The organism is Streptomyces sp. NPDC048659 (assembly GCF_040650575.1).
Lineage (GTDB): Bacteria > Actinomycetota > Actinomycetes > Streptomycetales > Streptomycetaceae > Streptomyces.
In genome coordinates, this window is record NZ_JBEZHM010000005.1 from 154089 (window position 1) to 166359 (window position 12271).

The 12271-nt window shown below is 70.3% G+C and carries 7 protein-coding genes; 5 read left to right on the forward strand and 2 right to left on the reverse strand.

The features are described 5' to 3' along the window. Positions 1-153: 153 nt before the first annotated feature. From AB0C99_RS06310 to AB0C99_RS06330, 5 genes are all read left to right on the forward strand, one after another. Positions 154-543 carry a VOC family protein gene (locus tag AB0C99_RS06310; RefSeq protein WP_362470092.1) on the forward strand — a complete coding sequence of 130 codons (390 nt, stop codon included), beginning with the start codon at positions 154-156 and terminating at the stop codon, positions 541-543. 30 nt (positions 544-573) lie between these two features. Further along, on the forward strand, positions 574-759 hold the full coding sequence (locus AB0C99_RS06315) for a hypothetical protein (protein WP_362470095.1): 186 nt from the start codon (positions 574-576) through the stop codon (positions 757-759). Positions 760-816: 57 nt separating this feature from the next. Beyond that, a complete protein-coding gene (locus AB0C99_RS06320) occupies positions 817-1413 on the forward strand; it encodes an isochorismatase family protein (protein WP_362470098.1) in 597 nt (198 codons plus the stop codon). Between the two features lie 202 nt (positions 1414-1615). Continuing rightward, positions 1616-2179, forward strand: a complete 564-nt coding sequence (locus AB0C99_RS06325) for a PadR family transcriptional regulator (RefSeq protein ID WP_362470100.1) — start codon at positions 1616-1618, stop codon at positions 2177-2179. 197 nt (positions 2180-2376) lie between these two features. Continuing rightward, a complete protein-coding gene (locus AB0C99_RS06330) occupies positions 2377-4098 on the forward strand; it encodes an acyl-CoA dehydrogenase family protein (protein WP_362470103.1) in 1722 nt (573 codons plus the stop codon). A 73-nt stretch (positions 4099-4171) separates the two neighbouring features. Here the strand turns inward: AB0C99_RS06330 and AB0C99_RS06335 are convergent, their stop codons facing one another. Both AB0C99_RS06335 and AB0C99_RS06340 read right to left on the reverse strand, forming a co-directional pair. After that, positions 4172-4645 carry a hypothetical protein gene (locus tag AB0C99_RS06335; protein WP_362470106.1) on the reverse strand — a complete coding sequence of 158 codons (474 nt, stop codon included), beginning with the start codon at positions 4643-4645 and terminating at the stop codon, positions 4172-4174. A gap of 22 nt (positions 4646-4667) precedes the next feature. Continuing rightward, a complete protein-coding gene (locus tag AB0C99_RS06340; RefSeq protein WP_362470109.1) occupies positions 4668-11891 on the reverse strand; it encodes a polymorphic toxin-type HINT domain-containing protein in 7224 nt (2407 codons plus the stop codon). Positions 11892-12271: the final 380 nt, after the last annotated feature.

Genomic DNA, 12271 nt, shown 5'->3' on the forward strand with positions numbered 1-12271 from the left:
ACCCGGGAATCCCGGCCGGGTTCAGGATGCGGTGGCGATCTCCGCCCCCATTCCGCCCTGGCGCCCGCGCCGGGCGCGTCCGAGGCGTCCGGCCCGTCCGCTTGATAGACAGGTGTCCCACCTACACACCCCCGACACGACCGGAGAGCACCCATGCGGATCCATCTGACCAGCGTCTTCGTCGACGACCAGGACAAGGCCCTGCGCTTCTACACGGAGGTGCTGGGCTTCGTGAAGAAGGAGGACGTGCCGCTCGGCGCCTACCGCTGGCTGACCGTCGTCTCGCCCGAGGACCCCGAGGGCACCGAACTGCTCCTGGAGCCCGACGCGCACCGGGCCGTCGGGCCGTACAAGAAGGCGCTCGTGGAGGACGGCATCCCGGCCGCCGCCTTCGCCGTCGACGACGTGCCGGCCGCGTACGAGCGGCTGCGCGGGCTCGGGGTGCGGTTCACCCGCGAGCCGATGGAGATGGGGCCGGTGACGATCGCCGTGCTCGACGACACCTGCGGAAATCTCCTGCAGATCGTTCACCGAGAGTCGTGACCGAATAGGTACAAAAATCGTTTACCGGTCATGAACCTCACCGTGCGTTCCCTCACCGCTCTCGCCCTCGCGGGCGGGGCCCTCGCCGCCGTCGCCGGCACCGCGCAGGCCGCCCCGGCGCGGGCGGAGGCATCCGCCGCCACGCTCAGCCACGACGTGGACGTGCCGGACATCGACCTCGAGGACGTCGAGCTGCTGGACCTGCTCGGCGGCTGAGCCGCAGCACCCCCGTACCGAAGCCAGTCGAGCACACACGAGAACAGAGGAGGAGAGATGACGGGCCGCGCGCTCATCGTCGTCGACGTGCAGCGGGATTTCTGCGAAGGAGGGAAGGTCCCCGTGAAGGGCGGTGCCGAACAGGCCCGCGCCATCGCGGAGTTCGTCAAGGACCGGGCCGGTGAGTCCTACGTACGGGTGGTCGCCACCCGGGACCACCACATTGACCCCGGGGACCACTTCTCCGACGAGCCCGACTTCGAGAACTCCTTCCCCGAGCACGCCGTCGCCGGCACCGAGGGCTGTGAGTTCCACCCGGACTTCGAGCCCGTCGTGACCTCCGGCGCCGTCCACGAGGTCTTCTTCAAGGGCGCCCACTCCGCCTCGAAGAGCGGCTTCGAGGGAGCGACCGCCGACGGCGCGCCGCTCGCCGACTGGCTGCGCGAGCACGGCGTCGACGCCGTCGACGTGGTCGGCATCGCCACCGACCACTGCGTGAAGGCCACCGCCCTGGGCGGCGTACGGGCCGGATTCGACGTGCGCGTCCTGCTCGACTACACCTCGGGCGTCGCCCACGACACCACCGCCCGCGCCCTCGGTGAGATGCGCGAGGCCGGTGTGGAGCTGACGGGCGAGCCCGTCGTCCTCGGCTGACGCGCCAGGGGGCCGGTTCCGCCCGCCGGCCCCCGCCCCCGCACCGACGTGCCCCGCCCCGTCCCGATCTGCCCCGCACGCCCCGTCCCGACCTCGCCGGACACCTCGCCCATGCCTCGCCGCCTGTCGGCGGCCGTGAGCCGTGTCTCATCGGAGGCCGGGCCGCTTGCTATGCACTCAGTTGCATAGCAAGATCCGGGGCATGGCGCTCGAACACGCGATCCTCGTCTCCCTGCTGGAGAAGCCGGGCTCCGGCTACGAGCTGGCCCGGCGCTTCGAGCGGTCCATCGGCTACTTCTGGACCGCCACCCACCAGCAGATCTACCGCGTCCTCAAGCGCATGGAGAACGACGGCTGGGTCGCCGCCCGGGACGTGCCGCAGCAGGGCCGCCCAGACAAGCGGGAGTACTCCGTCGCCGACCTCGGCCGCGCCGCGCTCTCCTCCTGGCTCCACGAGCCCATCGAACCCGAGAGCGTCCGGCACGACCTGGCGGTCAAGATCCGCGGCGCCGCCTTCGACGACCCGGCCGCCCTCGTCACCGAGGTCCGGCGGCACCGCGCCGCCCACGAGGAGCGCCTCGCCCGGTACCTCGCGGGCGAGGAGCGCGACTTCACCGGGCCCGAGGCGCGCGCCGCCACCGTCGGCGAGGCCGAACGGGAGCTCCAGCACGCGGTGCTGCGCGGCGGCATCGCGTACGAACGGATGATGCTCGCCTGGCTGGACGACGTCCTCGGCACACTCGCCCGCTTCGACGGGGACGGCTGACGGCGCCAGGCGCCCGGGTGCCCAGGCGCCCGGGCGCCCGGGCGCCCGGCAACCCCGGCACCCCTGGAACGCCGGAAGCCCCGTACCCCCGTATCCCCGTATCCCCGTACACCCCGGGCTCTCGCGCCCCCGAGCCCCGGGCCCCGCGCCCCCGCGCCCCCCTCTCCGATTCCCACCAGCCGAAAGGCGTCCCCACCATGGCCGACCCGCTGCTCTTCAACCCGCGCACCTACGACCCCGCGCACTTCGACCCGGAGACCCGCCGCCTGCTGCGTGCCACCGTCGACTGGTTCGAGGAGCGCGGCAAGCGCCGCCTGACCGACGACTACCGCAACGCCGTCTGGCTCGCGGACTTCCTGGAGTTCGCCGCCAAGGAGGGCCTGTTCGCGACCTTCCTCACTCCGTCCGCCGCCGCCGGGGACGCCCGGGACAAGCGCTGGGACACCGCCCGCATCGCCGCCCTCAACGAGATCCTCGGCTTCTACGGCCTGGACTACTGGTACGCCTGGCAGGTCACCATCCTCGGCCTCGGCCCGGTCTGGCAGAGCGACAACGCCGCCGCCCGCGCCCGCGCCGCCGAACTCCTCGCGCAGGGCGAGGTGTTCGCCTTCGGCCTGTCCGAGAAGACGCACGGCGCCGACATCTACTCCACCGACATGCTCCTGGAGCCCGACGGCGAGGGCGGCTTCCGCGCCACCGGCTCCAAGTACTACATCGGCAACGGCAACGCCGCCGGACTCGTCTCCGTCTTCGGCCGCCGCACCGACCTGGAGGGCCCGGACGCGTACGTCTTCTTCGCCGCCGACAGCCGCGCCCCGGGCTACCGCCTGCACAAGAACGTCGTCCACTCGTCCAAGTTCGTCAGCGAGTTCCGCCTGACGGACTACCCGGTCGCCGCCGAGGACGTCCTGCACACCGGCCGCGCCGCGTTCGACGCCGCGCTCAACACGGTCAACGTCGGCAAGTTCAACCTCTGCACCGCCTCCATCGGCATCTGCGAGCACGCGATGTACGAGGCCGTCACCCACGCCCACGGCCGCGTCCTGTACGGCCGCCCCGTCACCGCCTTCCCGCACGTGCGGCGCGAGCTGACCGACGCGTACGTCCGCCTGGTCGGCATGAAGCTCTTCAGCGACCGGGCCGTCGACTACTTCCGCTCCGCGGGACCCGACGACCGCCGCTACCTCCTCTTCAACCCGATGACGAAGATGAAGGTGACGACGGAGGGCGAAAAGGTCATCGACCTCCTGTGGGACGTGATCGCCGCCAAGGGCTTCGAGAAGGACACCTACTTCCACCAGGCGGCCGTCGAGATCCGCGGCCTGCCCAAGCTGGAGGGCACGGTCCACGTCAACCTGGCGCTGATCCTCAAGTTCATGCGGAACCACCTGCTCGACCCGGCCGCGTACGAGCCCGTCCCCACCCGCCTCGACGCGGCCGACGACGCCTTCCTCTTCCGCCAGGGCCCGGCCCGCGGCCTCGGCGCGGTCCGCTTCCACGACTGGCGCCCGGCCTTCGACGCCTACGCCCACCTGCCCAACGTCGCGCGCTTCCGCGAACAGGCCGACGCCCTCTGCGCGTTCGTCACCACGGCCGCGCCCGACGAGGAGCAGAGCCGCGACCTCGACCTGCTGCTCGCCGTCGGCCAGCTCTTCGCGCTGGTCGTCCACGGCCAGCTGGTCCTGGAGCAGAGCGCGCTGACCACCCTCGACGAGGACGTCCTCGACGAGCTGTTCGGCGTCCTCGTACGGGACTTCTCCGCCCACGCCGTCGAACTCCACGGCAAGGACTCGGCGACCGCCGCGCAGCAGGACTGGGCCCTGGACGCCGTCCGCCGCCCCGTCGTCGACGAGTCCCGCACCGGCCGCGTGTGGCAGCGGGTGGAGGCGCTGGCGGGGACGTACGAGATGGCGCCGTAGGGACGTGCGGAAAAGGGGAAGCCCCCTCGGACCGAGTCCGAGGGGGCTTCCTTCACGCGCTCCCGACCATGGGTCAGGTTTCCGACAGCGACTCGACGAATTGCCGTCGGACCCATCCGGAGAATGAGCCGGACGACGGGTCGTCCGGGGTCACCAGGGAGAGATGGAAACCCTCCGGGATGAGGACGAACGATCCTCCCCAGTCGATTTCTCCCGCTTCCTGGAATCCTTTGTCGACTCGCAGGGAGAACGCGCGAAACGGCTTGTAGAAGATCGCGAACGGTCCTTCTCCGCTGCTGTCCAGGGAGTATCCGTGCTCCTCCCAGAAATCCTCCATGGCGGCGTCACGAGCGAATGTCGCGATGTCGGACTCGCTTCCGTCGCCCCGGATGTCCGGGGCGATCGAGGCGAAGTCGAAGGAGCGGTGGTCCATCCCGTTCAGCAGGTGCGCCGGCCACGTCGAGTGGAGCCGGGACGAGAGGCGTCGGAAGAGGTCGACCGGTGAACCGGCCAGAACGAAGTCCGTCGCGTATCCGGAGAAGTCCATGTGTATCCCTTGTGGCCGTGTGTCAGCCGCTCCAGTTCTTCGTCTCGCCAGCATAAAGGATCTTCGGCCTGAGGATTTCGAGGTCCCCTGGCGTCAACCAGACGTGATCACGGCTGCCGCGTAGCCTTCCGGCCACCTTGCAGGCACAGACCTCGAAGGCGATGACGTATTCGGATTTCTCCCGGGTCACACCGAGGAACGACTTGAAGCCGCCCGGCTTCTTCCTGAGGTCGGCGGGGCTCATGCCCGTGGTGTACACGCCGTTGGGATTGCCCTTGCTGGGTGTGGATCCCTTGAACGTGATGGACTCCTTGCTGCCACTACTCATGATCTTCTGGAAGGAGCTCTTCTTCGTGTAGTGGTACGCGACGACCGTCTTGTTGCAATTGTGGACCAGGACGGGCGTCGCGCCCGCGAGCACGTAGTACGTGTGCTCGCCCGCGACCGTGAGGTTGCGGACCTTCTCGTGCTGGGTCCAGCGCTTGACCTCGGTGACCTGGACCCAGGTCCCGGAGGAGGTGCGCAGCCACTCACCGGCGTCGAGGTCCGTGGCGTTCAGCCACTTGCCCAGGGCCGGCGCCCAGAAGGGGTGACCGTCGGTCGCGGTGATCGTGTCGGAGGCGTCGCCCTCGGCGCCGTCGGTGTCGACCGTGACCTCGACGAGGTTCTTCTGCCCCTCGCCGATGATCCGGGCGACGACCGGCCGGGCGGTGGTGGCACCGGAGTTCTCGTCCGTCGCGACGACCTGGTCGCCGAGTTCGACGTCCTCGATGGCCTTCGACGAGCCGTCCGCCATCAGGACCTGCGTGTCCGGCACGAAGCTGTTGCACGGGTCGTCACTCGTGGACCCGCTGGAACCGTCGTCCTTGGACTCCGACTTCTTGGGTTCGTCCCCCTTCTTCGCCTCCTTGGACTTCGACGACTTGCCGTCCCCGTCGGCCTTCTTCGCCTTCTGCGCCGAGGACTTGCCCTGCTTCGCCGCCGTCGCCGCGGCCTCGTCGGCCTTCTTGGCGGCTGCGGCAGCGGCCTCCTGGGCGGCTCTGCGGGCCGCCGCGGCCTCTTCCTCCAGCTTTCTCGCGCGTTCGGCGGCTTCCTCGATCTGGCGCTTCCACTCGGCCAGGTCCTCGGCGTACTTCGCCATGGCCTGCTGGTAGCGCTCGACCCTGCGCATGATGTCGCGCGCGAGGGCCAGCTTCGAAGCCCAGCTGTTGAACGCCTCCCAGGCGCGGTCGAGGGCCTTCAGGATGCGCTTGGCGCGGCCCGCGAAGGGCAGTGCCGCGTCGAGCGCCAGACCCGCGCAGGCCCAGCCGTCGCCGCCGAGGCACGCCTTGATGTCGTTGTAGCCGGAGACGTCCTTGAGGATGCCCAGGGCCACTTCGAGGGCGACGTCCAGGGCGCTCTTGCCCTGGACCATCTTGGCCCAAGCCTCCTCCGCGGCCGTGAAGTCCATGACGGGCATCACGGGCGGTGCGATGGACAGGCCGCTCGGGTCGGCGTACGTCACCGGCGAGTTGTTGCCGTAGGCGTACGGGTTCATCTGCTTGGGCTCGTTGTAGTCGACCACGGGGTCGACCGACAGGAACCGGCCCGTCGCCGGGTCGTACTCGCGCGCGCCGAGATGGACCAGACCCGTGGACTCGTCGATCTCTCCGCCGACGAAGCCCTTCTTGCCGGGCCACACGGACGGGACTGTGCCGCGCACCTCGCCGAACGGGGTGTACTTTCGGCGCGTGACGGCGGAGCTGGACGCGTCCACCGCCGTGGTGGCGGTACCGTTCTGGTCGGTCATCAGGTAGGACGTGCTGATCACGCCGTCCTTGGCCGTCTTGACCAGGGCCGGACCCGCCGGGTGGGCGTAGTACCGGGTGCCCTCCAGCTTGCCCGCCGCGGTCAGCGTCACCTCGGTGCCCGGCAGGTAGAGCGTCGTGCCGGTCTTGTCGCGCTTGATCAGCCGGCTGCCGCCGGCGTCGTACACGAACTCGGTCGACTCGGTGCCCTTGGTGACCTTCGCGAGCTGCCCCGCGATGTCCCAGTCCAGGGTCTGCGTGTCGCCCTGGATGGTCCTGCTGCGGGTGTTGCCGGCCTCGTCGTAGGCGTACGACTCGGTGCGCGAGCCGCCCGGACCCGTGGTGTCCACCCGCTGGAGCTGGTTGGCGCGGGCCTGACCGGCCGTTCCGTACACGTAGGTGCGGGTGACGTCCTTGGTCAGGTCACCGGTGGGGGAGTGCTGGACCTCCTTCGTACGGTTGCCCGCGGCGTCGAAGCTGTACGAGGACCAGTACGCGGCGGGGCCGCCGACCGAGGGCTTCGAGCCGGGGCCCGCGGCGTCGGGCTTGGCGGCGCAGTCGTCCGTCGCGGTCCACGCCTCGTTCATCCGGCGCAGGTAGTCGTACGTGAAGCACTGGACGTCGGTGGGGCCGTTCGTCCCCTCCTTGTCCGTGATCTTCAGGACGTTGCCGACGTCGTCCCGCTCGAACGTCGTGTCGTTGATCCGGCTCGGCGACACCTCGCGGTCGTTGACGGTCCGCAGGACGTCCCGGGTCTGCTCGTCGAAGTAGTTCGTCTGGTAGACCTGGGCACCGGCCGGTCCCGACTCCGTGCGCAGCACGTCGCCCATGGGCGAGTAGTCGACCTTGCCGACGAACGCCTTCCCTCCGATGCCCATGACGGTGGGCAGCTCGAAGTGGTTGTACGTCATCGTGCTGATCTCGCTGGGCAGACCGCCCGCCGCCGGCGCCATGGTCCACGCGGTCAGTCCGGTGTTCGCCCGGTAGCCGGTGGAGTAGCTGTACGTGCCGGCGAGCGCACCCTCCGAGGTCGGGATGGTGATCTTCGACCCGGTCGGCCGGTACTCGCTGTCGTAGCCGGTGACCTCCTGCTTGTAGGCGTTGCCGCCGACGTACCGGGTCGAGGCGACCGGCAGGCCGAGGGCGCCCGGCAGGGTGTCGTACGTGGTCGACGTCAGGACCGGGCCCGTCGCCGAACCCTCGTGCATGGCGACGACGCGGCCGAGCGCGTCGTACTCGGGCGCGATGGTCCTGCCACGGGCGTCGGTCAGGGACTCCAGCCGGTCACCGAGACCGTACGTCGTCGTCGACGTGCCCTTGTCCGGGTCCGCCTGCTTCGTCTGACGCCCGCGGATGTCGTACTCGAAGCCCCACCGGTCGCCGGCCTGGGTGACGACCGACTCCAGCATGCCGCGCCGGTTGTAGGAGTACCGCGTGGTGTCATACGCGCCGGTCGGCGAGTCCGCCTTGAAGAAGCGCAGCTCCGTCTTGCGGCCGAGGCCGTCCAGGAAGGCCCGGCTCGGGGTCTCGCCCTTCGGCGGGTCGACGGTGATGTTGTCGCCGCCGTAGCTGGTCGTGGTCCGTGAGGTCTCCACGCCGAACTTGCGGGAGATCTGCGCGGTCGCACGGCCGGAGCCGTCGTACTGCGTCATCGTCGAGGACGGGACCTCGTTGTCCTTCGGGCCCCACTGGACCCCGGAGGCAGTGCCCTCGGTGTAGTAGGCGCCGTTGCTCTTCCAGACCTGGCCGAGGCTGTTGTAGAAGGTGTCCGAGATGATCCGGCCACCGCCCAGTGCCTCCATCTGGGTCTGGCGGATGCGCAGGCTGGAGTCGTAGATGTCGTAGCTGGTGCGGTAGGTGCCGTCGTCCAGCAGGGCCTTGTTGGTGATGACCACCGGGCCGTCGGTGCGGACGTCGTACGAGAACTCGCCGTCCGGCGTCTTGGTCTGCGGGTCGCGGTCCGGGGACCAGACCTTCAGGAGCCGGCCGAGCGGGTCGTAGCGCATGACCTGCTTGCGGCCGTTGGCGTCCGCCTGGACGAGGACCGAGCCGCGGCCCTGGTCCGTCTCCGTCGTCTCCGTGTGGCCGAGCGGGTTCGTCGTGACGACCTTGGTCACGATCTGGCCGGCGGCGGGCGTGTAGGCCGTCCTGATGACCTTGCCGAAGACGTCGGTCATCGCCGTCGGGCGCCCGTACACGTCGTACTCGGCGCTGCCGTCCGTCGTGTACTGCGGCGTGCCGCCCGAGTAGCCGGAGAGCGACTCCGTCGACCGGACGTTGCCGGCCGCGTCGTACTGCATCCGGATGTCCGAGGTGACGTCCTCGGGCCGGGTGAGATCCGTCGCGTCGCACGCCTTCGCGACCGACTCCACCCGCTTCTGCCGCGCGATGATCCAGCGCGCCGGGTCCTCGTCGTACTCGTAGCGGGTGCAGCTGTCGTCCGACGGGTCCGCGATGTCGCCGCGGTTCGAGACCGACAGGGCGAAGCCGCGGTCGTCGTAGTCGGTGTGCATCGCGGTGCGGCGCCAGCCGCGGTTGTCGGAGAGGAGGATGCGGGAGGCCACGTCCGAGGTCTGCTGGACGTAGGACTGCTGCGGCTCGATGTCCTCCTCCGGGACCGCGCCCTTGCGCAGGCGGGTCGCGGTGGGGCCGCGCAGCCACGGGGTGTACGTGGTCGCCGCCTCCAGCGGGCCGCCCTCGCCGTCGTACGCCAGGACCTCGCGGGTCTGGCCGGCGAAGAGGCGGTGGTCCGGGAGCTCGTTGCCCTCGGAGTCCTTGACCTTGACGGAGCGGGTGCCGCCGTTCGGCGTCGCCCGGTCGCCGTCGAGGCCCCGGAAGAACAGCGTCTCCGTCTGCGAGCGCCGGTCCGGCGCCACGCCGATGAGGGTGCGGACCCGCTCGTAGCCACGCCACTGGGACCAGGTGCGGGTCTTGGGCCGCATCATCTCGGTCTCGTCGTCGTAGGCCCACGCCGGGTCGCCGAGGAACTGGTACTCGGTGCGGCGCGTCGGCGAGTTGCCGTTGCGGTCCTCCTCCTGGACCCAGTCGACGACGTGCTTGTGGAACCAGTCGGTGACGTAGAGCTTGCGCTCGCGCTTCGGGTCGTTCGGGTCCGGGATCTCGGTGATCACCGGGTAGCACCGCAGCTTGTTCGTCTCGGGGGACGCCGGCAGGACGGTGGTGGTGCACTGGGTGTCGGCGTAGTGCGCGAGGATCGTCGAGCCGGTCTCGGTGTCGATCGCCTCGACGCGGTAGCGCTTGTACGGCGGCTTGCCGTCGCCGGTGCCGTCGACCCGGTTGTCGAGCTGCTTGCCGCGGAACTTCACGGGCGGCAGCGGCAGGTCCCCGCCGTTGCGCCCGGTGTGCCGGATCTCGGACAGCCACAGCGGGTAGTCCGTGCCGTCACCGGTCATCGGGAAGTCCTGGACGAGCTTCCAGGTGTCGACCGGCTTGCGCTCGACGCCGTTCCAGACGGTGGTGGAGACCTCGGCCAGCCGCTTGCGGGTGAAGAAGGTCGGCGTGAACCGGCCCTTGCACTCCTCGCCCTGGGCGCACAGCTGGTCGCCGGGGGTGTCGGGCCACTGCTTGGCGATGTTCCAGTCGACGTCCGGCTTCAGCTTGCCGGGCGCGCAGTCGAAGTCCGTCGTCGCCAGGCAGCGTTCGACGACCTCGAAGTCCACCTGGGCCGGCGGCTCGGCGAACAGGGCGTCGTTGCGCAGACCGTACGAGATGTGGTCGAGCCAGCCCGAGCGGTCGTAGGCGCGGGCGGTGGAGCCGCCGGCGATCTGGTAGTTGGAGCCGTAGTAGTTGGTCTCCTTCTCGTACCAGTACGTCATGGCGTTGCCGCGCGGGTCCACGACGTAGTCGAGGTTCCAGCGGTAGACCTGGTCGCACACGGCGTTCGCGAAGGTGGCGTTGTAGCAGGGCTCGCCGGGGTGGTTGCCGTAGACCGGGACGGTCCAGGCGGAGTTGGTCAGCGGCTTGCCCGCCGTCCAGCCGGGGACCCGGTTGAGGCCGAAGTAGAACTGGACGCCCTGGGGGTTGGTGAACCGCCAGTGGTCACCCTCCTTGTCCCCGTTCTGGGCGCCCTGGAGCAGCTCGACCCGCGAGCCGTCGTCCTTGGCCGGACGCCACTTCTTGGTGGTGTCGTCGAGGACGAGCTGGGTGGAGCCGCCGTTCAGGGAGAGCGTGACCATGGGCGCGCCGTGGCACAGGTCGCCGGTGTCGTCCTTCGGGTTGTTGAACCCGGAGTCGGGGCGCTTGTCCTGGCTGCACGGCACGTACGACCGCTCGATGAAGTTCGAGGCCAGGTCCCAGCCGTCGCCGACCCAGGAGGTCTGCTGGGCGGAGGCGTTGGTCCGGCCGTCGATGGTCGAGCTGGAGTAGCCGAGGGTCAGCGACGGGCTGGGGCCGCCGAGCGAGGCGGGGATGTCCAGCGGGTACGACCAGGAGAAGTCGCCCGCGGAGCCGCCCGCCTGCCAGGAGCCGCTCGGGTTCAGCGAGGTCGCCTTGTACGTGCCGTTGGCGCCGTCCGCGCCCGCGGTGGCGGCCAGCGTCACGGCCTGGGTGCCGGTGGCGGCCCGCGCGCCGAGGGCGCCGGTGGCTCGGGCGGCCGTGGCGGCGGGCTGGGCCGGGGCGTCGAAGGTGGCGACCAGCGTGCCGGTGACCGGGTCGTTGACCGTGGTGACCGGGGTGCCGGCCTGGCACTCCTTCCGGTCCGGCGTGGTCAGGGCGCACGCCGGGAGCGCGGTGAAGCGGAGCCGGGAGCCCCAGCCGCCGCCGTACGCGTTCTTGAAGGCGTTGTAGTCGAGCGAGACCGAGACGGGGGCCGAGGAGCCGCCCGTGTCGGTGCGCTGGACGGAGAGCAGCAGGCTGCCGGCGCGTCCGGCCCGGCGGGCCGCGGCCTGGTCGAGCAGGCCGACCTTGACCTTGACGGGGGCGGCGGTGCCCGCCCCGGCGGTCGGCTGCCCGGCCACCGGCTTACCGGCGGCGCGCGCGGCGGATCCGGCCGACGCGGCCGGGGCTCGCGACGGCAGCGCGGCGACGGTCACCGGCAGGGTGCCCGCACGGACCGCCTTACCTGAATTACCTGGATTGCCGGGCTTGGCGGCCGAGGTCAGGGCGCCTCGGGCGGCGGGAATTCGCTGCCCGGCGGGCGCCGCTTCGGGGGCCGGCAGGGTGATCTCGGCCGAACCGGCCTTGGGCCACGCGATGGCGGGCGGCTGCTTCCAGCTCTTGCGCTGGGACTCGGCGGGTCCGGGCGCCGGCTTGCCGGTGACCGGCGCGCCGCCGACCTTCGTGAGCCGCTGGGTTTCCAGGAGCCGCAGGTCGGAGGAGGCCGCGTCGGCGTCCAGGGGGGTGAGCCCGGTGGTCAGCAGGCTCAGTGCCAGCAGCGGTATCGGCCACCGCCAGGCACGCCTCAGAGGCGCACGCCAGGCGTGCGCCTTGGATCTTCTCAAGATTCGAACACTCCATGAGACCAGAATGAGAACAGCGTGAACGTGTCATGATCACGCTTTACGGGACGGCGCCGAACCTAACAGTCGGCGTCCCGGAGCGTCGAGCGTGCGCGTGCCTGTCAGGTGAGGGTGTATCAGGAGAAAGGGGCAGGTCGTCTTGGATAAATCCGCAACGGCGGAGGGAATGTGAGGTTCCGTCAATCTGCCCTTCAGGCGGCCGTACCCGGAGTGACGTCCACCGGGATCGGGCTCACGCGGGACGCCTCGCTGCTGCTACAAATAATCGAACGCCCACGGCCGACCGTCGAGGTGGCCGAAAGGCGTCCTCGTGGTGCGGTCCCGGGCGACCGATCTCGGACACCCGCTCCGGCGCGGTGGCC

Bases quoted from the DNA above. Each gene is read 5' to 3' on its own strand.
- AB0C99_RS06310 (WP_362470092.1), top strand. From the start codon at position 154: ATGCGGATCCATCTGACCAGCGTCTTCGTCGACGACCAGGACAAGGCC.
- AB0C99_RS06315 (WP_362470095.1), top strand. From the start codon at position 574: ATGAACCTCACCGTGCGTTCCCTCACCGCTCTCGCCCTCGCGGGCGGG.
- AB0C99_RS06320 (WP_362470098.1), top strand. From the start codon at position 817: ATGACGGGCCGCGCGCTCATCGTCGTCGACGTGCAGCGGGATTTCTGC.
- AB0C99_RS06325 (WP_362470100.1), top strand. From the start codon at position 1,616: ATGGCGCTCGAACACGCGATCCTCGTCTCCCTGCTGGAGAAGCCGGGC.
- AB0C99_RS06330 (WP_362470103.1), top strand. From the start codon at position 2,377: ATGGCCGACCCGCTGCTCTTCAACCCGCGCACCTACGACCCCGCGCAC.
- AB0C99_RS06335 (WP_362470106.1), bottom strand. From the start codon at position 4,645: ATGGACTTCTCCGGATACGCGACGGACTTCGTTCTGGCCGGTTCACCG.